Origin of the sequence: Hoeflea sp. BAL378, assembly GCF_000759435.1 — a bacterium.
Lineage (GTDB): Bacteria > Pseudomonadota > Alphaproteobacteria > Rhizobiales > Rhizobiaceae > Hoeflea.
The window spans coordinates 22,141-43,189 of the sequence record NZ_JRJG01000028.1; the positions used below are offsets into that span (position 1 = coordinate 22,141).

21 protein-coding genes are annotated in these 21,049 nt (G+C 64.7%); 11 read left to right on the forward strand and 10 right to left on the reverse strand.

The genetic code is table 11. The features are described 5' to 3' along the window. Positions 1 to 96 precede the first annotated feature (96 nt). The 3 genes from leuS to holA all read left to right on the forward strand — a co-directional run bounded on the left by leuS (position 97) and on the right by holA (position 4,326). Positions 97 to 2,709 carry a leucine--tRNA ligase gene (gene leuS / locus LL06_RS07990; protein ID WP_035524757.1) on the forward strand — a complete coding sequence of 871 codons (2,613 nt, stop codon included), beginning with the start codon at positions 97 to 99 and terminating at the stop codon, positions 2,707 to 2,709. Next, positions 2,696 to 3,199: a hypothetical protein gene (locus LL06_RS07995; RefSeq protein WP_035524683.1), complete on the forward strand. Its 504-nt coding sequence runs from the start codon at positions 2,696 to 2,698 to the stop codon at positions 3,197 to 3,199. The genes leuS and LL06_RS07995 overlap by 14 nt, the downstream gene beginning before the upstream one ends. A 98-nt stretch (positions 3,200 to 3,297) precedes the next feature. Continuing rightward, positions 3,298 to 4,326, forward strand: a complete 1,029-nt coding sequence (gene holA / locus LL06_RS08000; RefSeq protein ID WP_035524686.1) for a DNA polymerase III subunit delta — start codon at positions 3,298 to 3,300, stop codon at positions 4,324 to 4,326. A 21-nt stretch (positions 4,327 to 4,347) separates the two neighbouring features. On the opposite strand, the gene LL06_RS08005 is transcribed toward holA, so the two are convergent. From LL06_RS08005 to hemE, 8 genes are all read right to left on the reverse strand, one after another. After that, positions 4,348 to 5,244 carry a ParB/RepB/Spo0J family partition protein gene (locus LL06_RS08005; RefSeq protein ID WP_035524688.1) on the reverse strand — a complete coding sequence of 299 codons (897 nt, stop codon included), beginning with the start codon at positions 5,242 to 5,244 and terminating at the stop codon, positions 4,348 to 4,350. Positions 5,245 to 5,279: 35 nt separating this feature from the next. Beyond that, entirely contained in the window at positions 5,280 to 6,074 is a 795-nt protein-coding gene (locus LL06_RS08010; RefSeq protein WP_035524690.1) for a ParA family protein, read from the reverse strand. Between the two features lie 16 nt (positions 6,075 to 6,090). After that, complete coding sequence (gene rsmG, locus LL06_RS08015) at positions 6,091 to 6,735, reverse strand: 16S rRNA (guanine(527)-N(7))-methyltransferase RsmG (protein WP_035524693.1); 645 nt, start codon at positions 6,733 to 6,735, stop codon at positions 6,091 to 6,093. Between the two features lies 1 nt (position 6,736). Further along, complete coding sequence (mnmG, locus tag LL06_RS08020) at positions 6,737 to 8,608, reverse strand: tRNA uridine-5-carboxymethylaminomethyl(34) synthesis enzyme MnmG (RefSeq protein ID WP_035524695.1); 1,872 nt, start codon at positions 8,606 to 8,608, stop codon at positions 6,737 to 6,739. A 204-nt stretch (positions 8,609 to 8,812) separates the two neighbouring features. After that, on the reverse strand, positions 8,813 to 10,132 hold the full coding sequence (gene mnmE / locus LL06_RS08025; protein ID WP_035524697.1) for a tRNA uridine-5-carboxymethylaminomethyl(34) synthesis GTPase MnmE: 1,320 nt from the start codon (positions 10,130 to 10,132) through the stop codon (positions 8,813 to 8,815). 42 nt (positions 10,133 to 10,174) lie between these two features. Further along, the gene (rho, locus tag LL06_RS08030) at positions 10,175 to 11,440 is read right to left on the reverse strand and encodes a transcription termination factor Rho (RefSeq protein ID WP_152599532.1); all 1,266 of its coding nucleotides are present in this window, start codon (positions 11,438 to 11,440) and stop codon (positions 10,175 to 10,177) included. 197 nt (positions 11,441 to 11,637) lie between these two features. Further along, complete coding sequence (gene hemJ / locus LL06_RS08035) at positions 11,638 to 12,183, reverse strand: protoporphyrinogen oxidase HemJ (protein WP_152599533.1); 546 nt, start codon at positions 12,181 to 12,183, stop codon at positions 11,638 to 11,640. Continuing rightward, positions 12,180 to 13,220, reverse strand: coding sequence for a uroporphyrinogen decarboxylase (gene hemE / locus LL06_RS08040; protein WP_035524703.1), 1,041 nt, complete (start codon positions 13,218 to 13,220; stop codon positions 12,180 to 12,182). The genes hemJ and hemE overlap by 4 nt, the downstream gene beginning before the upstream one ends. A gap of 376 nt (positions 13,221 to 13,596) precedes the next feature. On the opposite strand from hemE, the gene LL06_RS08045 reads away from it, so the two are divergent. The 5 genes from LL06_RS08045 to dnaQ are packed head-to-tail and all read left to right on the forward strand — an operon-like array spanning position 13,597 to position 17,199. Continuing rightward, positions 13,597 to 14,418, forward strand: a complete 822-nt coding sequence (locus tag LL06_RS08045) for a pyruvate, water dikinase regulatory protein (protein ID WP_035524706.1) — start codon at positions 13,597 to 13,599, stop codon at positions 14,416 to 14,418. Between the two features lie 44 nt (positions 14,419 to 14,462). Next, a complete protein-coding gene (locus LL06_RS08050; protein WP_035524708.1) occupies positions 14,463 to 15,056 on the forward strand; it encodes a Maf-like protein in 594 nt (197 codons plus the stop codon). Further along, entirely contained in the window at positions 15,049 to 15,906 is an 858-nt protein-coding gene (locus LL06_RS08055) for a shikimate dehydrogenase (RefSeq protein WP_035524710.1), read from the forward strand. The genes LL06_RS08050 and LL06_RS08055 overlap by 8 nt, the downstream gene beginning before the upstream one ends. Beyond that, positions 15,903 to 16,499: a dephospho-CoA kinase gene (coaE, locus tag LL06_RS08060; protein ID WP_035524713.1), complete on the forward strand. Its 597-nt coding sequence runs from the start codon at positions 15,903 to 15,905 to the stop codon at positions 16,497 to 16,499. The genes LL06_RS08055 and coaE overlap by 4 nt, the downstream gene beginning before the upstream one ends. A gap of 4 nt (positions 16,500 to 16,503) precedes the next feature. Then, on the forward strand, positions 16,504 to 17,199 hold the full coding sequence (gene dnaQ, locus LL06_RS08065; protein ID WP_035524716.1) for a DNA polymerase III subunit epsilon: 696 nt from the start codon (positions 16,504 to 16,506) through the stop codon (positions 17,197 to 17,199). A 165-nt stretch (positions 17,200 to 17,364) separates the two neighbouring features. Here dnaQ and secB read toward each other — a convergent pair whose 3' ends face one another. Together secB and LL06_RS08075 are read right to left on the reverse strand one after the other, a co-directional pair. After that, positions 17,365 to 17,880, reverse strand: coding sequence for a protein-export chaperone SecB (gene secB / locus LL06_RS08070; protein ID WP_035524719.1), 516 nt, complete (start codon positions 17,878 to 17,880; stop codon positions 17,365 to 17,367). An 82-nt stretch (positions 17,881 to 17,962) separates the two neighbouring features. Beyond that, positions 17,963 to 18,550: an FxsA family protein gene (locus LL06_RS08075; RefSeq protein WP_052161309.1), complete on the reverse strand. Its 588-nt coding sequence runs from the start codon at positions 18,548 to 18,550 to the stop codon at positions 17,963 to 17,965. Positions 18,551 to 18,681: 131 nt separating this feature from the next. Here LL06_RS08075 and LL06_RS08080 point away from each other — a divergent pair, with 131 nt between their 5' ends. The 3 genes from LL06_RS08080 to LL06_RS08090 are packed head-to-tail and all read left to right on the forward strand — an operon-like array spanning position 18,682 to position 21,045. Continuing rightward, on the forward strand, positions 18,682 to 19,386 hold the full coding sequence (locus tag LL06_RS08080) for a Tim44/TimA family putative adaptor protein (RefSeq protein WP_035524722.1): 705 nt from the start codon (positions 18,682 to 18,684) through the stop codon (positions 19,384 to 19,386). Beyond that, complete coding sequence (locus LL06_RS08085; protein WP_035524725.1) at positions 19,386 to 20,507, forward strand: MltA domain-containing protein; 1,122 nt, start codon at positions 19,386 to 19,388, stop codon at positions 20,505 to 20,507. The genes LL06_RS08080 and LL06_RS08085 overlap by 1 nt, the downstream gene beginning before the upstream one ends. Next, positions 20,497 to 21,045, forward strand: a complete 549-nt coding sequence (locus LL06_RS08090) for a Smr/MutS family protein (protein ID WP_035524728.1) — start codon at positions 20,497 to 20,499, stop codon at positions 21,043 to 21,045. Before LL06_RS08085 ends, LL06_RS08090 begins: the two co-directional genes overlap by 11 nt. The last annotated feature ends 4 nt before the right edge of the window (positions 21,046 to 21,049 follow it).

Genomic DNA, 21,049 nt, shown 5'->3' on the forward strand with positions numbered 1-21,049 from the left:
GCCGGAACTTCCGCTTCGATGCCGCTCAATGGTTGACGCTTGGCGGGTTTCATGGTGAAGGTCGCGGCGAAATCTGGCGGTTTTCTGGTGAAGCTCATGGCTATGGAACGATACAATCCCAAACAGGCGGAAACCCGCTGGCAGCGTATCTGGGAAGAGCGGCGAATCTACGAGACGGACACCAATAGTCCGGATCCGAAATATTACGTGCTCGAGATGTTCCCCTATCCGTCCGGGCGCATTCACATGGGCCATGTCCGCAACTACGCCCTGGGCGACGTCGTGGCGCGCTACAAGCGCGCCCGCGGCTTCAACGTGCTGCATCCGATGGGCTGGGACGCCTTCGGCATGCCGGCCGAGAACGCCGCCATGCAGAACAAGGTGCATCCGCGCGACTGGACCTATGCCAATATCGACGCCATGCGCAAGCAGCTCAAGTCCATGGGCCTGTCGCTCGACTGGAGCCGCGAATTCGCCACCTGCGATGTCGAATACTACACGCAGCAGCAGGCCCTGTTCCTGGATTTCCTCGAAGCCGGGCTGATCTTCCGCCGCAACTCCAAGGTCAACTGGGATCCGGTCGACATGACCGTGCTTGCCAACGAGCAGGTGATCGACGGCCGCGGCTGGCGCTCGGGCGCCCTGGTCGAGCAGCGCGACCTGACCCAGTGGTTCTTCCGCATTTCCGATTTCGCCGAGGAACTGGACGAAGCGCTCGACGGACTTGACGGCTGGCCTGAAAAGGTCCGGACGATGCAGCGCAACTGGATCGGCAAGTCGCGCGGGATCGAGATCGATTTTCCGCTTGTGGCGCCCCTGAGCGACATCGATACCGTCACCTGCTTCTCCACCCGGCCGGACACGATGCATGGCGCCAGCTTCATCGCGATCTCGCCGGATCACCCGCTGTCGCTCGCGCTGGAGCCCGGCCATGCCGAGCTTGCCGCCTTCAACGCGGATTGCCGCCGCATCGGCACCTCCGAGGAAGCGCTGGAGAAGGCGGAAAAGCGCGGCTTCGACACCGGCCTGAAGGTGAGCCATCCCACCGAGGACCGCGAACTGCCGGTCTGGGTGGGCAATTTCGTGCTGATGGGCTACGGCACCGGCGCGGTGTTCGGCTGTCCGGCGCATGATCAGCGCGATCTCGACTTTGCCCGCAAATACGGCCTGCCGGTGCGCAACGCCTTCTTCATGGTGGGCGATGACAGCCCGATCGTGGCCGAGGCTCTGGTTCCGGCGAAATCGGAAAAAGTGTCCTATGTCGACCATTTCGCCGGCCTGACCGAGGCGACCGGCCAGGAGGCGATCGACCGGACCATAAGCTGGTTCGAAGACCGCAATCTCGGCAAGGCCATCACCCGCTACCGCCTGCGCGACTGGGGCCTGTCGCGCCAGCGCTATTGGGGGGCGCCGATTCCGGTGATCCATTGCGACGACTGCGGCGTCGTGCCGGTGCCGGTCGCCGACCTGCCGGTCAGGCTTCCCGACGACGTGACGCTCGACAAGCCGGGCAACCCGCTCGACCATCATCCGACCTGGAGCCATGTCGCCTGCCCCCGATGCGGCAAGGACGCGCGGCGCGAAACCGACACCATGGACACCTTCGTCGATTCGTCGTGGTATTTCGCCCGTTTCACCGCGCCCCGTCACGACAGGCCCACCGATCCGGCCGTCGCCAGCGCCTGGCTGCCGGTGGACCAGTATATCGGCGGCATCGAGCACGCGATCCTGCACCTGCTCTATTCGCGCTTCTTCACCCGCGCCATGCGCCAGACCGGGCATGTCGATCTCAAGGAGCCGTTCCGCGGCCTGTTCACGCAAGGCATGGTGGTTCACGAGACCTACCGCGCCGACAGGGACGGCAAGGGCGAATGGATCCCGCCCGCCGATGTGGTGGTCGAGGAAGCCGACGGCGTGCGCACGGCACGCCACGCCAAGACCGGCGAATCGCTCGTCATCGGCTCGATCGAGAAGATGTCGAAATCGAAGAAGAACGTGGTCGATCCCGACGACATCATCGACAGCTACGGCGCCGACACCGCGCGCTTCTTCATGCTGTCGGATTCGCCGCCCGATCGCGACGTGATCTGGACCGAGGCGGGCGTCGAAGGCGCCCACCGATTCGTCCAGCGCATCTGGCGCGTGCTGGGCGAGGCCTCGGCCGAACTCAAGGCGGTGACCCCGGCCGCCGGCGGCAGCGGCGTCGCGCTCGCGGTCTCGCGCAGCGCGCACAAGACCGTCAAGGCCGTGGGCGAGGACATCGAGAGGCTCGCCTTCAACAAGGCCGTGGCGCGGCTCTACGAACTGCTCAACACCCTTGCCGCGCCGCTGGCCGATGTGGCGGCGGGCAAGGCCGACCCGGAGCTCAAGGCCGCCTGCAGGCAGGCTGCCGACATGGTGGTGCTGCTGATCGCGCCGATGATGCCGCATCTGGCGGAAGAATGCTGGAAAATGCTCGGCAATGACGGCATGGTGGCGACCACGGGCTGGCCGGACTATGATCCGGGCCTGGTAACGGATGAACAGGTGACCATGCCGGTGCAGATCAATGGCAAGAAGCGCGGCGATTTGACAATTGACCGCAATGCCGATCAAGCTGCCGTCGAGGCGGCGGTTCTGGCGCTCGATGTCGTACGGGCCGCAACCGGAGGCAATCCGCCGCGCAAACTCATTATCGTACCCCAGAGGATCGTCAATGTTGTCATCTGAAGCTGCCGGACCGGGCTGGAAAATCAAGGCGCTCGCCTGCGCCCTGGGATTGGCGCTGCTGGCGGGATGCCAGGTGAAGCCGCTTTACGGCTCGCTCGACGGCGAGACACAGTCGATTTCCGTGTCCCATGCCGACAGTCGCGTCGAGCAGACCGTGCGCAATGAGCTGGTGCTGGGATTTGGCGGCGAGCAGACCAACACCGCCTACCAGCTCGATCTGTCGGTCTCCTCCGGCGTCACCGGGCTTCTTCCCGGCGGGATCGACAACGAATTCTCCGCCGCCCGCGCCACGGTGACGGCCTCCTATGTGCTCAAGTCGACCTCCACCGGCGAGATCGTCAAGTCAGGCTCCCGCTTCGCCGACGCCCAGCTTGACCTTCCCTCGCAGCAATTCGCCCAGGTCAGAGCCAAGCTGGACGCGGAAGACCGGGCCGCGCGCGCCGTGGCGGCGCTCGTCCGGGCTGATGTCGCCGCAGCCCTTGGCCGCTGAGGCGCCGCGCCGGATGGCGTGTTTATGGTGTTGGATCAACCGGTTAGGAAATTCATCGTGCTGACCGGCACGGCACACCTGTTCTTGCGGCGGCACCCATGGCCCAGATAAAGACCCATGAATTCTCCGCTTTTGTTCGCCGCGAGGGGACGCCGTACCGGATCGTGCTGGTCTATGGCCCGGACCGCGGCCTAGTGTCCGAGCGCGCTGCGCAGGTGGCCGCCAAGACCGGGGTCGATCTCAAGGACGATTTCGCCGTTCTCAGGCTCGAAGCCTCCGACCTCTCCGGCGATCCCGGCCGGCTGGCCGATGAATTCGGCGCCATCAGCCTGTTTGGCGGAGACCGGCTGGTCTGGGTGCGCAATGCGGGGAACGAGCGCGGCCTGATCGAGGGGATCACCGCCATCGCCGACACCGATCCCGGCTCCTCCCACCTCATCATCGAGGCCGGCGATCTCAAGAAGGGCAGCGGCCTGCGCAAGATCGTCGAAAACAGCAAGACGGCGCTGGCGATCCCCTGCTATGCCGACGATGCGCGCGGCATCCAGGCGCTGATCGACGAGGAACTGGGCACTGCGGGGCTCGCCATCCAGGCCGACGCCCGCCAGCGCCTGTCGCAGCTCCTGGGCGGCGACCGCCTGGCGAGCCGCAACGAGTTGCGCAAGCTGGCGCTCTATTGCCACGGCACCGGCAGGATCACCGACGAAGATGTAATCGAGGCGATGGGCGATGTGGCCGCCCTTTCGGTGGATGACGCGGTGGATGCGGTCTTTTCCGGCGACGCCGCCGCGCTCGAGGCAGCCCTGGAGCGGATCCTGGCCTCCAAGACCTCGGTCTTCCTGGTGTTGCGCGGCTGCATCGTGCTGTTCGAGCAGCTCGACGCCATGCGCTCGCTGGTGGAAAACCACAACCGCCAGCCGGCCCAGGCCATCACCGAGAAGGGGCGCGGCATTCATTTCAAGCGCAAGCCGATCGTCGAGCGGGCGCTGCGCCACTGGCGGCTGGAGGCCATCAACCGCGAGATGCGCCGGCTGTCGGACGCGGTGCTGGAAACCCGCCGGCGGCCGCAACTGGAGGCGGCCATTGCCCGCCAGGCGCTGCTGCGCGCCTGCCTGCTCAGCCGCTGAACCGATATCCGATTGATTCTGTTAGTTCTTTTCGCCCAGCAGACGGCAAAGCTCGTCAAGCTGCTCGAGCGACTTGTAATCGATGCGCATCTGCCCGCCATAGCCCTTGTGGGCGAGCTGGACCTTGAGGCCGAGATAATCCGACAGGCTCTTTTCCAGCGCGACCGTATCGGCATCCTTGGCGCCTGTGGTGCCGGCTGACTTGGTTTCGAGGCCCTCCGGCCTGTTGGCCTGGTCGGCGTCCTTCTGAGCCAGTTTCTCGGCGTCCCGCACCGACAATCCGCCCTGGGCGATCTGCTTGGCGAGCGCAACCGGATCGGAGGTCGAGACGATGGCCCGCGCGTGACCGGCCGATAGAACGCCTTCGGCAAGCATAGCGCGGACCTCGTCCGGCAGCTTGAGCAGCCTGAGCGAATTGGCGACATGGCTGCGGCTCTTGCCGATGACCTCGCCCAGATCATTCTGGGTGTAGCCGTACTGGGCGATGAGCTGCTCGTAACCCTGCGCCTCTTCGAGCGCATTGAGATCGGCGCGCTGCACGTTCTCGACGATGGCGATCTCGAGCGCGGTCTTGTCGTCGACGTTGCGGACGATCACCGGGATCTCGACCAGGCCGGCCATCTGCGCGGCCCGCCAGCGGCGCTCGCCGGCGATGATCTCGTAGCGGTCCGTGCCGGAGCTGCGCACCATCACCGGCTGGACGATGCCATGCTGGCGGATCGAGCGCGACAGGTCCTCGAGGTCGGCGGGATCGAACGAGCGCCGCGGATTGCGCGGATTGCGGCTGACATGCTCGATCGGCACCATCCGGTCGGCCGATATGACCGGCTTCGACTGGGTCGCCGACGGCTGGTCGATTTCGCCGATCAGGGCAGCCAAACCGCGCCCGAGGCGCTTTTTCGAAACATCTTCTGACATCGTCACTTCCACTCTCGCCTGGGCCCGGTCCGGGGTCAGGCAGCCTTTCGGTTACGTTCGCGCTGGATCACTTCCGACGCCAGTTGCAGATAGGCCTGGCTCCCGGCGCATTTGAGATCATACAGGATCGCCGGTTTGCCGTAAGACGGCGCTTCCGACACCCGGACATTGCGCGGAATCAGCGTCCGGTAGACCTTGTCGCCCAGATGCGTCCGGACATCCTCGACGACCTGCAGCGCCAGATTGTTGCGCGGGTCGTACATGGTCATGACGATGCCCTGGATATCGAGCGTCGGGTTGAGCGCATCGCGCACCTGTTCGACAGTCTCCAGGAGCTGGCTCAGGCCTTCGAGCGCAAAGAATTCGCATTGCAGCGGTACCAGGATCGAGTGCGCTGCCGCCATGGCGTTCATGGTCAGCAGGTTGAGCGAGGGCGGACAATCGATCAGCACGTAATTGTAGCGCTGCGCGTCGGGCGCCTGCAGCGCCTTGCGCAGCCGGAACACACGGTCCGGGGAACCGGCGATCTCCATTTCCACGCCGAGCAGGTCCATGGTCGAGGGAATGATGCTGAGATGCGGCACCGCCGTTTCGGTGACCGTCTCGCTAACGGTCGCGTTCTGGGTCAGGAGGTCATAGGCCGAGACGCCGCGGTCCTTGCGGTCGATGCCGAGCCCGGTGCTGGCATTGCCCTGCGGATCGATGTCGACGATCAGCACCTCTTCGCCGATCGCCGCCAGGGCGGTGGCGAGATTGATGGCGGTGGTGGTCTTGCCGACACCGCCTTTCTGATTGGCGATGGTGATGATCCGGTTCTTCGAAAGGTGCATCGGGAGGGTCCGCGGCCTAGTTGCGCTTGGAAAGTTTGCTGAGCTGCAGGATCGCCGATCCATCCCGCGCCAGACTTTGATGTTCTATCAGATCAAAGCACCAATGGTCACGCGCTGATCGCACTTCTCCCGGATAATCCAACCCTTTGTGGAACCACATCTCGAGCGCCGGATTTTCCGCCGCAAAGGGGGCGGCGTAGTCCAGGAGATCACTCAGCGAGGCCAGTGCCCGCGCCGAAATGGCGTCGATTCCGGTGAGCGCGCCGGGCATTGTCTCCATCCTGAGGGCGTGGACGCTGGCGCGCGCGCCGGTCTTGACGATCACCTGGCGCAGAAACGACGCCTTCTTGTTGTTGCTCTCGACCAGATGCACCCATCCCCCGCCCAGATCCTGGAGACAGATCGCTGTCACCAGCCCCGGAAAGCCGGCGCCGCTGCCCATGTCGATCCAGGTGAGCGGATCCGGCCGGAGGCGAAACAATTGCAGGCTATCCAGAACATGCCGGTCCCATAGCTCGGGAAGGGTCTTCGGCGAGATCAGATTGATCGACGGTTGCCATTTGCGGACAAGATCGGCATAGAGCCGCAACCTGTCCCATGTTTCACGTGAAACAAACCCGGACTCCGGGAAAAACCCGGCGGAAGGTGCTGGAGACGCCATTTCAGCCCGCGGCCCCCGCCGCCCGCGTGTCGGTGGCCTTCCGCATATGCGCCAGAATCAGGGCGACGGCCGCCGGGGTCATGCCTTCGATCCGTTCGGCATGGCCGATGGAGGGTGGCCGGACCCGGTCGAGTTTCTGCTTAAGCTCCTGGGAGAGGCCGGGCAGGTTGTCGTAGCGGAAATCATCCGGGATCAGCCGGCTCTCTTCCCGGCGGCGCTGTTCGATGTCCTGCATCTGCCTGTCCATATAGACGGCATAGACCGCGTCGACAGCCGCGGCGCCCAGCACCTTCTCCCCATGCACGGCTAGTTCTGGCCAGATCGCCAGCAGCGTCTCGAGGCTCACATCCGGATAGGACAACAACTGAAACGCCGAACGGCGAATGCCGTCCTTGTTGAGCGACAATCCATGCCGCTCAGCCTCGCTGGGCGACAGGCTCCGCGCCTTCAGGTCCTGCAAACATTTCGTCAGCGAATCGACATGAGCCAGAAACCTGGTCTGGCGCTCTTCCGCGACGCATCCCAATTCGATCGCCTTCGGCGTCAACCGCAGTTCCGCATTGTCAGCCCGCAGCGACAGCCTGTACTCGGCCCTGGAGGTGAACATCCGGTAGGGTTCGCTCACGCCTTTGCTGGTGAGGTCATCCACCATCACGCCGATATAGGAATCGGTGCGGCTGAACAGTTGCGGGGGCCTGCCCTGTATCTTCAGCGCCGCGTTCAGCCCCGCCACCAATCCCTGCGCCGCAGCCTCTTCATAGCCGGTGGTGCCGTTGATCTGGCCGGCGAGGAACAGCCCGGCGATCCGCCGTGATTCCAGGGTCTGCGCCAACTCGCGCGGGTCGACATGATCATACTCGATTGCATAGCCCGGCTGGATGATGCGCACATTTTCCAAACCGGGAATGGTGCGCAGAAATGCCTCCTGCACGTCCTCGGGCAGCGACGTCGAAATGCCGTTGGGATAGACCGTCGAATCGTCCAGCCCCTCCGGCTCCAGGAAGATCTGGTGGCCATCGCGTTCGCCGAAGCGGACGATCTTGTCCTCGATCGACGGGCAGTAGCGGGGCCCGACGCCTTCGATCTGCCCGGAATACATGGCCGAGCGATGGATATTGTCCTGAATGATCTTGTGGGTTGCGGCGGTCGTCCGGGTAATACCGCAGCGGATCTGCGGCACTTCGATCCGGTCGGTCATGAAGGAAAACGGGATCGGCGCGGCATCGGCCTCCTGCCATTCCACCTGGCTCCAGTCGATCGTCGTGCCATCCAGCCGCGCCGGGGTCCCGGTCTTCAGCCGCCCGAGCGCGAAGCCGGCCCGTTCCAGGGTCGCCGACAGGCCGAGTGCGGGCGCTTCGTTCATCCGCCCGGCGGGGATCTTGCGGTCGCCGATATGGATCAGGCCGCGGAGAAAGGTCCCGGTGGTCAGCACCACGGCCTCAGTTTCGATGACGCGGCCGTCCTTCAATACCACGCCGGTGACAGACCCGTCGGCAGTGACCAGATCATCCGCCTCGGCTTCGATAATGTCGAGGTTGGGCGTCTCTTGCAGCAGAGCCTGGATGGCAAGCCGGTAGAGTTTTCGGTCGGCCTGGGTGCGGGGTCCCCACACAGCAGGCCCCTTGCGGCGGTTGAGCATGCGAAACTGAATCCCGGAGCGATCGGCCGCCAGGCCCATCAATCCGCCCATGGCGTCGACCTCGCGCACGAGATGGCCCTTGCCAAGCCCGCCGATTGCCGGATTGCAGGACATCGTGCCGATACTGTCGAACCGGTGCGTGACCAGGGCAGTCCGGGCACCCATGCGGGCGGAAGCGGCTGCAGCTTCGCTGCCCGCATGTCCGCCACCGATCACAACAACATCATACTGCATATCAATCTCCTGGGACGTGTTTTGGGGCCGTCGTTCCGAGAGTCAAGTCAAATGTTTCACGTGAAACAACTGTGGATACGGTTTTTGGTGTCTGGCGCGGTCCATTGACATGTTTCACGTGAATCATCGGTTCGCTGCGTCAACTTTTCCAACTCAATCAGTCGGCCAAATCGGCATAGAGGCGAATCACGTGTTTCACGTGAATCACTTGCCGACACAGAATTCCGAGAATATCACGCCGAGCAGATGCTCGACATCCACCGTTCCGGTGATCTTGCCAAGCGCGTGCGATGCCGCACGCAAACGCTCGGATCTGATCTCGAGCGGCGCGTCTGCTTCCGCCAGCGCCGCATCTAATTCAGCGACGCACTCCTTTAGCAACTGGATGTGCCGCTCCCGCGTCGGCACTGCATCCTCCATGCCGGCGTCAAGGGCGTAAAGCCGCTCCGCGATTGCGGCAATCAGGGTATCAACTCCGGCGCCGGACTTGCTGGAGACGGCAATGCCTGCAGCCGGGGTGCCGGAGGTCTCCTTCAGGTCTGCCTTGGTCCACACCACCAACCTGTCACCGGACAGGCCCGGTATCTCGGCCGACGGCGGTTCAGAACCGGTCAGGCCGCGCAGTTCAAGAACCAGATTCGCGTCTCCGGCAGCCAGCAGGCTGCGGCGGATTCCCTCGAGCTCCACCGGATTATCGGAACCGCGGATGCCGGCCGTGTCCATCATCAGCACAAGGTGGCCGGCAATATCCAGCCGCACCTCGATCACGTCCCGGGTTGTGCCCGCCATGTCCGAAACGATCGCCACATCACGCTGCGCAAGGCAGTTGAGCAGCGACGACTTGCCCACATTGGGAGGACCTATGAGCGCGACCCGGAAGCCCGAGCGAATGATCTCGCCAGCACGGGCCCCGGCGAGATGCCGGCCGATCTCTTCGGCCAGAAGGCCGATATCCGGCCAGATACTGTCGGCCACCGATCCCGGAATGTCGTCTTCGTCGGAGAAATCGATATCGGCCTCGATCAGCGCCCTGGCCCTGGTCAGGCGCGTGGCCCAGCCCTCATAGAGATCCTTGAGGCGACCACCGCTCTGGCTAAGTGCTTGACGACGCTGGGATTCTGTCTCTGCGCGGATCAGATCGGCCAGGCCTTCCACCGCAGTCAGATCCATCCGGCCGTTCTCGAAGGCGCGGCGGGTGAATTCACCGGCCTCGGCCGGCCTGAAGCCGTCCAATGCGGAAAGGGCGGCCAGAACCGCTGAGACCGAAGCGCGGCTGCCATGGATCTGCAGCTCGGCCACATCCTCGCCGGTAAACGACCGCGGCGCCGGAAAGAACAGGGCCAGTCCCTGATCGAGCAGCTCTCCGGCGGAGTTGCGGATAGCGCAGAACCGGGCCATGCGAGCCGGCGGAATCGATCCTGTTACCGTTTCGAGTCCGAATCGAGTTGCGGGACCGGAGATGCGGATGACCGCAACCCCGGCCGGCGGCTGTCCGGTGGAAAGCGCATAGATCGTGTCACGCATGAACGTTCCGGTTTCGAATCGAGTCGGTCGTCCTGCAGACCGTCAGGTGTTCATCGAATCGAAGAAATCGCTGTTGGTCTTGGTCTGCTTGAGCTTGTCGATCAGGAACTCGATCGCATCGGTGGTGCCCATCGGCGCCAGGATGCGACGCAGTACGAAGATCTTCTGCAAATCCTGCTTGGGAACCAGCAGGTCCTCCTTGCGCGTGCCGGACTTGAGAATGTCCATCGACGGGAAGATGCGCTTGTCGGCGACCTTGCGGTCGAGCACGATTTCCGAATTGCCGGTGCCCTTGAACTCCTCGAAGATCACCTCGTCCATGCGCGATCCTGTGTCGATCAGCGCGGTGGCGATGATGGTGAGCGAGCCGCCTTCCTCGATATTACGCGCCGCGCCGAAGAAGCGCTTCGGCCGCTGCAGCGCATTGGCGTCGACGCCGCCGGTCAGAACCTTGCCGGACGACGGCACGACGGTGTTGTAGGCGCGGCCGAGGCGGGTGATCGAATCAAGCAGGATGACGACGTCACGCCCGTGCTCGACCAGGCGCTTGGCCTTCTCGATCACCATTTCCGCCACCTGCACGTGGCGCACGGCGGGTTCGTCGAAGGTCGAGGCCACCACTTCGCCCTTGACCGACCGCTGCATGTCCGTGACTTCCTCGGGACGCTCGTCGATCAGCAGCACGATCAGGTAGCAGTCCGGATGATTGGCGGTGATCGAATGGGCGATGTTCTGCAACAGCACGGTCTTGCCGGTGCGCGGCGGCGCCACGATCAACCCGCGCTGGCCCTTGCCGATCGGCGCAACCAGGTCGATGACGCGCGCGGAAATGTCCTTGGTGGTGGGATTATCGATCTCCATCTTGAACCGCTCGTCGGGATAGAGCGGCGTCAGATTGTCGAAATGCACCTTGTGCTTGATCTTTTCCGGATCCTCGAAATTGATCGTGTTGACCTTGAGCAGGGCGAAATAGCGCTCGCCTTCCTTGGGTCCGCGGATCGGGCCCTCGACCGTGTCGCCGGTCTTCAGCGAGAAGCGGCGGATCTGCGACGGCGAGATGTAGATATCGTCTGGACCCGGCAGGTAGTTGGCATTGGCCGAGCGCATGAAGCCGAACCCGTCCTGCAGCACCTCGACCACGCCCTCGCCGATGATCTCGACTTCCTGCGCCGCAAGCTGCTTGAGGATCGCAAACATCAGTTCCTGCTTGCGCATCACTCCGGCGTTTTCCACCTCGACTGATTCGGCAAAGGCCAACAGATCGGTAGGTGTCTTGTTCTTGAGCTCTTGAAGCTTCATTTCCTGCATGGAAAATCCAAATATTGATGATATCGACGTGGGGAAAAGCGGGCATTACGTTCCGGCTCGGGAAAGCCGGCCAGAAGAATACTGGCGCCCGCCATAAAGGACGTGGACGATAGATAGCGATTCACGTGAAACGCCGCAAGCCCCGTGATGCGGCAAATTGCAGCGTCCGCAGCCCCTTCGGGCGAATCCCGGCCGGCTTAGCTGAAGGGTTTGATGATCACCATGATGATCACGACGATCATCAACACCGTCGGCACTTCGTTGGCCATCCGCCATTGCCGCGCCGTCATTGTGTTCTCGCCCGCCGCGAACCGCCGCGCCGACCGGCTCAGGAAGACGTGAAACACCGTCAGTCCGATGACGCCGGCGATCTTGATCCACAGCCATGTGCCCTGGAAGCCGAAGCCGCTCCAGGCCAGCCAGAGACCGACCGCCCAGGACACCATCATCGCCGGCGCCATGATCACCTTGACGAGCCGCTGCTCCATCACCACGAAGGTTGCCGCGGGCTCGCCGCCCGCCTCCGCGTCGGCATGGTAGACGAACAGCCGCGGCAGGTAGAACAGCCCCACCATCCACGAAATCACCGCCACCACGTGCAGCACCTTGAGCCACTCGTAGAGCCAGGCCGGATCGAACCACCAGGCAAGCAGCGCCAGCGCCACCACCACGGCAATCGAGAGATAGGCCTTGGCGCGGGCCTTGCCGCCCTCGCGCGCGCTGGTCGCCTTCTCCGCCATCACGATCTCGTGGCGCTCCGGATGCGCTGCATCAGCCGGGTCACGTTCTCGGGATCGGCCTGCGGCGTGATGCCGTGCCCGAGGTTGAAGATCAGCGGGCCGTTGCCGAGCGTCTCGAGAACCTCGTCGACCCCCTCGTCGAGCGCCGCACCGCCGGCGACCATACGCAGCGGGTCGAGATTGCCCTGCACCGCGCCGCCCGCCTGGATCTGCCGGCCGAGCTTGGCGGGAACGGTCCAATCGAGCCCGACGCAATCGACGCCGGTCGCGGCACGGTAGTTTTCCAGAAGCGCGCCGGCGCCCTTGGCGAATCCGATCACCGGGACGCCGGGCCGCGCTTCACGGATGCGGTCGACCATGCGCTTCACCGGCGCGATCGAGAACCGGGCGAAATCCCGCTCGCTCAACACCCCAGCCCAGGAATCGAAGATCTGCACCGCATCGGCGCCGGCATCGATCTGGGCGATCAGGTAATCGGCGGAAATCTCCGCCAGCAGGTCGAGCAGCGTCCTGAACGCCTCCGGGTGCTGCATGGCGAACAGGCGCGCCGGCGCCTGGTCCGGTGTCCCGTGTCCGGCGATCATGTAGGTGGCAACCGTCCATGGCGCGCCGCAGAACCCAAGCAGGGTGGTCTCTTGGGGCAATTCCGCCCGGAGCCGCCGCACCGTCTCGTAGACCGGCGCCAGATGCGCATGCATCCGGGACGCATCGAGCGACGCGATGGCTTCGGCGGAGATCGGATCCATCAGCGGGCCGGTGCCCTCGACAAAGCGCACATTGCGGTCGAGCGCATCGGGTATCACAAGAATATCGGAAAACAGGATCGCCGCATCGAAGCCAAACCGGCGGATCGGCTGCAGCGTGACTTCGACGGCGAGATCGGGCGTGTAGCACAGGTCGAGAAAGCCGTCCGCCTTCGCCCGCGTCGCCCGGTACTCAGGCAGATACCGGCCAGCCTGCCGCATCAGCCAGACCGGTGGCGGGAACACCGTCTCCCCAGCCAGTACCTTCATCACCTTGCGATCCCCGGTTTTCGTCATCACCACTTCCTTAAAACAAATCCTTGTTTGAAAAGGATTCTGATTCTTAGACTCTGTGGTTTACGGGGATTGCGCCTTATCCACAGCCCGTCCACAGCTTGTGCATATAAACCGTGTCAAACCGGAAGGACAATCCGAATTGACATGCGGAGCGTCCGCTTTCCGAAAAACCTTTGAATTCAGGCGATTCCGTCCGTCCCCCCGGAATGAACGGATGGGCGGCCCCCCAATTATCCCCGGACCGAGCCATAGCCGCGAAAAAACTGCGAACAGGATGGCCATTGTGGAGAACCGGCCGGGTTATCCCTTGCATTCCTGCCCGGTCGCCTCTTAGCTCGTCCCTGTCCCGGTCTATCAACACCCCACGGAGAATCTTGTGGAGCAGACAAAAAACTATTTCCACCTGCACCTGATCTCCGATTCGACCGGCGAGACGCTGATGGCGGCGGGCCGCGCCGCCGCCGCGCAGTTCCAGGGCGCGCAGGCGCTCGAACATGTCTATCCGCTGATCCGCACCCGCAAGCAGCTCTTTGCCGTTCTCGACGCCATCGACGGCGCGCCGGGGATTGTGCTCTACACCATCGTCGACGCCGAACTCTCCTCCATCATCGAACTCAAGTGCCGTGACATGGGCCTGCCCAGCGTGTCGGTGCTCGAGCCGGTGATCAATGTGTTCCAGTCCTATCTGGGGGCGCCCTCCCGCCGCCGGGTCGGCGCACAGCACGCCATGGGCGAGGAGTATTTCCGCCGCATCGACGCCCTGAATTTTACGCTCGACCATGATGACGGCCAGTTGCCGGCGGATTTCGACGAAGCCGACCTGATCATCCTCGGCATCAGCCGCACCTCGAAAACCCCGACCAGCATCTACCTCGCCAATCGCGGCATCAAGACCGCCAACATCCCGATCGTCTACGGCGTGCCGCTGCCGGAAGCGCTGATCAGGGCCAAGAAGCCGCTGGTGGTCGGTCTCGTCGCCTCTGTCGAGCGTATTTCCCAAGTCCGGCAGAACCGGCTTCTGGGCGCCACCGCCGGCTACCAGAGCAATCACTACACCGACCGGTCGCTGATCAACGAGGAGCTGAAATATGCCCGGTCGCTGTGCGAGCGCCACAATTGGCCGATCATCGACGTGACCCGCCGTTCGATCGAGGAGACCGCCGCCGCCATCCTTGCCTTGCGGCCCAAGTGGCGTTAACCCCGTCCCATCCGATCCGGCAGGACACTATTCAGGAGAATTCCATGGCGTCGCGCCTCGTACTCGCATCGGCGAGCCCCTTCAGAAAAGCGCTGCTGTCCAATGCAGGCCTGTCCTTCGACGTCGAGCCGGCCAATATCGACGAGCGCGCGGTCGAGCAGACGCTGGACGGGATGGATGCCGAGGACATCGCCCTGATCCTGGCCGAGGCCAAGGCCCAGAACGTCTCCGCCCGTACGCCCGGCGCCCTGGTCATCGGATCGGACCAGACCCTGTCGCTGGACGGCGAGGTCCTGCACAAGCCCGCCGACATGGAAGAGGCGCGCAGGAGGCTGCTCGCGCTGTCCGGCCGCACCCACGCGCTCAACAGCGCCGTGGTGCTGGCGCGGGACGGCGAAACCCTCTGGCGGCATGTCTCGATCGCGCGCCTGACCATGCGAGACCTCGATCCCGGCTTCATCGGCCGGCATTTGTCCAATGTCGGCGATGCGGCGCTGTCCTCCGTCGGCGCCTATCAGCTCGAAGGCGAGGGCATCCAGCTCTTCGACCGCGTCGAGGGCGATTATTTCACCATCGTCGGGCTGCCGCTGCTGCCGCTGCTGGCCGAGCTGCGCGCGCTGGGGGCGATCGATGGCTAGTCCGGCGAACACCCCGCGCCGGGCCTTCGTCATCGGCGATCCGATCAGGCATTCGCGGTCCCCGCTGATCCACCGCCACTGGCTCGACCGCGCGGGTCTCGCCGGCGGCTACGATCCGGTCGCGGTCAGCGCCGCGGACCTGCCCGCCTTCGTGGCGTCGCTCAAGGACGGATCCTCAGGCTTCTGCGGCGGCAACGTCACCATTCCGCACAAGGAGGCGATTCTCGGCCTGGCCGACGAGGCCGACGCCACGGCGCGCGCCATCGGCGCCGCCAACACGCTGTGGCTCGAGAATGGACGGCTGATGGCGACGAACACCGATTCCCACGGCTTCTCCGCCAATCTCGATGATGTCGCCCCGGGCTGGGACCGGGGAAAGCGCGCGCTGGTGCTGGGCGCCGGCGGCGCCAGCCGCGCCATCATCCATGCGCTGCTGGCCCGCGGTTTCGGTGCGATTGCCATTGTCAACCGCACCGAAGACCGGGCCCGGGCGCTGGCCGAGCGGTTCGGCCCGCGGGTGACGGCGCATGGCATGGACGGTCTCCAGGCTCTCGTCGCAGGCGCCGATCTGTTCGTCAACACCACCTCGCTCGGAATGGGCGGCTCGGACGTGCCGCGCATAGATTTCACCGCCATGGCCGACAAGGCGCTGGTCACCGACATCGTCTATGTCCCGCTCGAAACACCGCTGCTGGCGATGGCGAAACGCCAGGGCATGCGGACGGCCGATGGTCTGGGGATGTTGCTGCACCAGGCGGTTCCGGGCTTCGAGAAATGGTTCGGAGTGAGGCCGCAGGTGACCCCGGAGCTGCGGCGACTGCTGATCGCCGACATGGAGGCCCACGCATGATCATCATCGGCCTGACCGGCTCGATCGGCATGGGAAAAACCACCACGTCCGGCATGTTCCAGGCCCTGGGAATCCCCGTCAACAGCGCCGACGATGTCGTCCATGAGCTCTATCGCGGCGAGGCGGCGCCGCTCATCGAGGCGGCGTTTCCGGGAACCGCGCCCGGGGGCGTGGTCGACCGCGCACGCCTGGCCGAGCATTTGATCGCCGTGCCCGGGGATTTTGCCCGGCTCGAGGCGATCATTCATCCGCTGGTGCGCGCCCGCGAGCAGGAATTCCTGGCCCAGGCGCGATCCCGCGGCGAACCGGTGGTGGTGCTCGACATTCCGCTGCTGTTCGAAACCGGGGCGGCGGACCGGGTCGATGTCGTGGTCGTCGTCAGTTGCGCGCCGGAGATCCAGCGCGAGCGGGTGCTGGCGCGCCCCGGAATGACGGCCGAGAAATTTGCTGCTATCCTGGCGCGGCAGACGCCTGATTCCGAAAAGCGCGCCCGCGCTGATTATGTCATCGACACCGGCAAGGGGCTGGATGCCGCCAGGCAGCAGGTCAGCGACATTGTCGCCGGCCTTGCAAACCGGCAGAAGCGGAGCTGACCAGATGCGCGAAATCGTCTTCGACACCGAAACCACCGGGCTCGACAACCAGGCCGACCGGATCATCGAAATCGGCTGCATCGAGCTCGAGAACCAGTTCCCGACCGGCCGCTCGCTGCACCTGTTCATCAATCCCGACGGCCGCAAGGTGCATCCCGACGCGCTGGCGGTTCACGGCATCACCGATGCATTCCTGGCGGACAAGCCGGTGTTTGCAAAGGTGGCGGACGACATCGCCGCGTTCTTCGACGGCGCCCGCTATGTGGCTCACAACGCCACCTTCGACATCGGCTTTCTCAACGCGGAATTCAAGCGGGTGGGACTCCCGCCGGTCGAGGCCGAGCTGGTGATCGACACCCTGGCGCTCGCCCGCCGCCGTCACCCGATGGGTCCCAACAGTCTCGATGCCCTGTGCCGGCGCTATGGCATCGACAATGCCCACCGCACCAAGCATGGCGCGCTGCTCGACGCCGAACTGCTCACCGACGTCTATATCGAGATGCTGGGCGGCCGCCAGGCGGCGCTCGGCCTGTCGGTGGTGGACACGGTCGTCGTGGCGCGCAACCCGGATGACGTCGTCGTCGAGATCGGCCAGCGGCCGAAGCCGCTGCCGCCGCGGCTGAGCGCGGCCGAACTCCAGGCGCATGCGGAGCTGATCGACCGGATCGGCGCGAACGCCCTCTGGCACCGGTCCAACTGACCGGCACAGATGTTGGGGTGACGGCGCTTTCCATACTTCGAGTATGTAACTGGTTTCCGCGTCCGGACGGTGTCCAAGGTCCACAGGACGGCAAACGAGAAGCCTGAAAACAGGAAAGCCGCCCCCGGGGCGGCTTTCCGTCATTCACGGGCGTGAAGACTTGTCTCAATTGACCTGGTTGGCGGCAACCTGCGACTTGGTCTTTTCCTCGGCCATGCGCTGCTGGAACATCTGGCCGAAATCGATCGGGTCGATCAGCAGCGGCGGGAAGCCGCCATTGCGGGTGGCGTCGGCGATGATCTGCCGGGCGAAGGGGAACAGGATGCGCGGGCACTCGATGAACAGCAGCGGCAGCATGTGCTCCTGCGGGAAGTTGGCCACCCGGAAGACGCCGCCATAGACCAGCTCGACATTGAAGACGACGGCGTCGGCGGACTTGGCTTCGGCATTCATCGTCAGAAGGACGTCGAATTCGGTCTCGCTGATCGGATTGGCGTTCACATTGACGTTGATGTTGATGTTGGGGGCCTTTTCGCGCGGTCCCAGCGACTTGGGCGCGCCGGGATTCTCGAAAGACAGATCCTTGATGTATTGCGCCAGAACGTTCAGCGTCGGCGCCTCGCCATTGCCCTTCGCGTCAGTCGTTGCCGCGGCGCCCTTGTCCGTTGTCTCTTTTGCCATGTGGCTCTTCCCTGTTTTTCATCCGCCAAGGCGGGTCGTCCGGAAAATTGATCGCGCATGGGCTAGCATTTCGCCGCACCGCTTACAACCCGTTTGCGCCGCCCCGGCCCGTCTTGCCCGGCGCGTCGTCGGGTCTGGCCAGGCTGTCGCGGTCCGGTGACCAGGGCGAGGACGGATCGGCATGACGCTCGAACTCGTCTTCGCCGAGATCGACCACGCCGTCGCCCCGGCCGCCGCCGCGCGCCCTTCCGTCCGCTCCGCCCGGCCCGCCCGGCCCGGCCGGCCCGGCCGCAAAGCCGGCCGACATCGTCTGAACCACGATCTTATCCTTGACCGTGCGCCAGACCAGGTCCCGGATGGCCGGCACGAACAGCAGGAAGCCGAGCGTGTCGGTGACGAAACCCGGCGTCAGCAGCAGCACGCCGGCGATCAGGATCATCACGCCATGAACGAGGTCCCGGCCCGGGATCCGGTTGGCGCGCATTTCCGCGTTGATGCGGTTGAACAGGCCCACTCCCTGCCACCTCAGCAGGAAGGTGCCGATGATGGCGGTGAGCAGCACCATGCCGAGCGTCGCCCAGACGCCGATCTGCCGGCCCACGACCACGAAGGCCGCGATTTCGGCCAGCGGCACGACGAGCAGCAGGAGCGGGATAAGGGAGAAACGCATGGTGTCCTGTCCGGATTCGGGCGGGCCTGTCTATACAGGCGGAATGAAATAGAATGAGGCGACCCTTTGAATGATCGGCCTTTGGGGATTATATGCATTCCTAGCAATGATGAAACCGAAAGAAGGCGGGAATGGGTTCCTTTGATTTTGTGACGTTCTTCTTTTTTGTGGCGGCGGTGATCATATTCATCCAGCTGCGGTCGGTGCTTGGAAAGCGGACAGGGAACGAACGCCCGCCGCGTGACCAGGCCGTCCGCCGTGACCAGGCAGCCGCTGCCGAGGGGATGGACGATCCGAAGGTGGTCACCCTGCCGCGTCGTGGCCGTGAAAATGCCGATCCCGACGCCTATGCCGGCATTGATGCCTATGCGGCGCCCGGCACCGATTTGAACAAGGGCCTTCGCGCCGTGGTCGCGGCCGATCCGGGTTTCGACCCCAAGGTCTTCGTGAGCGGCGCCACCACCGCCTATGAGATGATCGTCTCGGCCTTCGCCGAAGGCGACCGCAAGACCCTGAAGGGCCTGTTGTCGCGGGAAGTCTATGACGGGTTTGTCGCAGCCATCGACGAACGCGAAACACGCGGCGAAACGGTGCGCTCCAATTTCGTCGGCATTGAAAAGGCCAACATCATCCAGGCCGAAATGAAGGGCTCGGAAGCCAACATCACGCTGCGCATCGTCAGCCAGCTGATCTCGGCGACGCTCGACAAGAACGGCGAGGTCATCGAAGGCGATCTGGTCGAGGTCACCGACGTCAACGATGTCTGGACCTTTGCCCGCGACACCCGCTCGCGGGATCCGAACTGGCGCCTGATCGCGACGGAAGCCGATCAGTAATGGACGTCTCGCTCCGCCGGGAAGATTTCTCCACCCTTCCCGGCTGGGCCGATGACGCGCCGGCACAGGCTTTCACCGCCTTTCGCCGCTCGGCCGAACAGGCCATCCGCACCACGCCCTATCGCACCGGATCGCTTGGCCTCGCCCACGCCGAGCTGGCGCCGGCCTATGCCGCGGCACTGGCCGAATCCGGCTCACTATCGGATTTGCGGGCCCGCGAATTCTTCGAGGCCTGGTTCCGGCCGGTGGAAATCTGCCCGGGCAGCGGCGCGGGGCTGGTGACCGGCTACTACGAGCCCGAGATTGCCGTTCGCAGCCGGCCGGACTCCGGCTACCGGTTTCCGTTCCTGCGCAAGCCTGACAATCTGGTGCCGGTCGCCGATCCGGACAATCCGCCCGCTTCGATCCCGGCCGGCTTCGCCTTCATGCTCGATGACGGCGGCCTCGCCACCCCCTGTCCCGACCGGGCGGCGATCGAGACCGGCGCCCTTGACGGCCGGGGGCTGGAAATCGCTTGGGCCGCCTCCAGGGTGGACGTGTTTTTCGCCCATGTGCAGGGCTGCGCGCGGCTGCGCTTTGCCGACGGCAGGCTGATGCGGATCAACTACGCGGCCAAGAGCGGCCATCCGTTCACGGCCATCGGCCGGCTGCTGGTCGAGCGCGGCGAGCTCAGCGCCGCGACCGTGTCCATGGCCGCGATCCGGAACTGGCTCGCCGTCGATCCGGAACGGGCGGACAGGCTGATGCGGGAGAACCGGTCCTACATCTTCTTCAAGGAAACCGAACTGAACGATGAGAGCTCGGGTCCGGTGGGCGCCGCCGGCGTGTCCCTGGAGGCCGGGCGGTCACTGGCGGTGGACCACCGCATTCACAGCTTCGGCACGCCGGTCTTCGTGATCGCAGACGGGCTTGCGGATTTCGATGCGCCCCGGTCCTTCGCGCGGCTGATGATCGCCCAGGATACGGGCACGGCGATCACCGGTCCGGTCCGCGGCGACCTGTTCGCAGGCTCGGGACCCGCGGCCGGCGACAAGGCCGGCTCGGTCAAGGCCGCGGCCCGGTTCGTTGTCCTTGCCCCCAGGGATTCGGAAATGGCGCGGCGGGCCGGCCATGAGCGGTGACAAGCCGAGGCTCAGCCACGAGGACCGCATCATCTGGGCGCGCGTCGCCCGCACGGTCGAGGCGTTTCCGGGAAAACAGGTCGAGGAGGATGACTGGTTCGCCGTCGAGACGCCCCCGGCGCCACCGCCCGCCAAGGAATCCCAGGTCAAGCGGCCGCAGTCGATCCTGAGCCTCAATCCGCCGTCCAGGCCCGGGCCGCATCCGATCGAGAAGCCGGTCATCCGCAAGCTGGCCCGCGGCCGGTTGCCGATTGACGGCCGCATCGACCTGCACGGCCTCACCCAGAGCGAAGCCCACAATTTGCTGTTCGGCTTTCTCGCCCGCGCCCATGAACGCGGGCTCAGGCATGTGCTGGTCATCACCGGCAAGGGCGCGTCGCGCGGCAGCGAGGGCGTGCTCAAGCGTCTGGTGCCCGACTGGCTCGGCAAGCCGGAATTCCGCTTCCTGATTTCCGGCTATGAGGATGCGGCGCGCGGCCATGGTGGCGACGGCGCACTCTACATCCGGCTGCGGCGGGAAAGAGCAAAGCCGAGATGACGCC

Coding starts and splice junctions, on each gene's coding strand:
- leuS (WP_035524757.1), top strand. CDS start 97: ATGGCTATGGAACGATACAATCCCAAACAGGCGGAAACCCGCTGGCAG.
- LL06_RS07995 (WP_035524683.1), top strand. CDS start 2,696: ATGTTGTCATCTGAAGCTGCCGGACCGGGCTGGAAAATCAAGGCGCTC.
- holA (WP_035524686.1), top strand. CDS start 3,298: ATGGCCCAGATAAAGACCCATGAATTCTCCGCTTTTGTTCGCCGCGAG.
- LL06_RS08005 (WP_035524688.1), bottom strand. CDS start 5,244: ATGTCAGAAGATGTTTCGAAAAAGCGCCTCGGGCGCGGTTTGGCTGCC.
- LL06_RS08010 (WP_035524690.1), bottom strand. CDS start 6,074: ATGCACCTTTCGAAGAACCGGATCATCACCATCGCCAATCAGAAAGGC.
- rsmG (WP_035524693.1), bottom strand. CDS start 6,735: ATGGCGTCTCCAGCACCTTCCGCCGGGTTTTTCCCGGAGTCCGGGTTT.
- mnmG (WP_035524695.1), bottom strand. CDS start 8,608: ATGCAGTATGATGTTGTTGTGATCGGTGGCGGACATGCGGGCAGCGAA.
- mnmE (WP_035524697.1), bottom strand. CDS start 10,132: ATGCGTGACACGATCTATGCGCTTTCCACCGGACAGCCGCCGGCCGGG.
- rho (WP_152599532.1), bottom strand. CDS start 11,440: ATGCAGGAAATGAAGCTTCAAGAGCTCAAGAACAAGACACCTACCGAT.
- hemE (WP_035524703.1), bottom strand. CDS start 13,220: ATGACGAAAACCGGGGATCGCAAGGTGATGAAGGTACTGGCTGGGGAG.
- LL06_RS08050 (WP_035524708.1), top strand. CDS start 14,463: ATGGCGTCGCGCCTCGTACTCGCATCGGCGAGCCCCTTCAGAAAAGCG.
- LL06_RS08055 (WP_035524710.1), top strand. CDS start 15,049: ATGGCTAGTCCGGCGAACACCCCGCGCCGGGCCTTCGTCATCGGCGAT.
- coaE (WP_035524713.1), top strand. CDS start 15,903: ATGATCATCATCGGCCTGACCGGCTCGATCGGCATGGGAAAAACCACC.
- dnaQ (WP_035524716.1), top strand. CDS start 16,504: ATGCGCGAAATCGTCTTCGACACCGAAACCACCGGGCTCGACAACCAG.
- secB (WP_035524719.1), bottom strand. CDS start 17,880: ATGGCAAAAGAGACAACGGACAAGGGCGCCGCGGCAACGACTGACGCG.
- LL06_RS08075 (WP_052161309.1), bottom strand. CDS start 18,550: ATGCGTTTCTCCCTTATCCCGCTCCTGCTGCTCGTCGTGCCGCTGGCC.
- LL06_RS08080 (WP_035524722.1), top strand. CDS start 18,682: ATGGGTTCCTTTGATTTTGTGACGTTCTTCTTTTTTGTGGCGGCGGTG.
- LL06_RS08085 (WP_035524725.1), top strand. CDS start 19,386: ATGGACGTCTCGCTCCGCCGGGAAGATTTCTCCACCCTTCCCGGCTGG.
- LL06_RS08090 (WP_035524728.1), top strand. CDS start 20,497: ATGAGCGGTGACAAGCCGAGGCTCAGCCACGAGGACCGCATCATCTGG.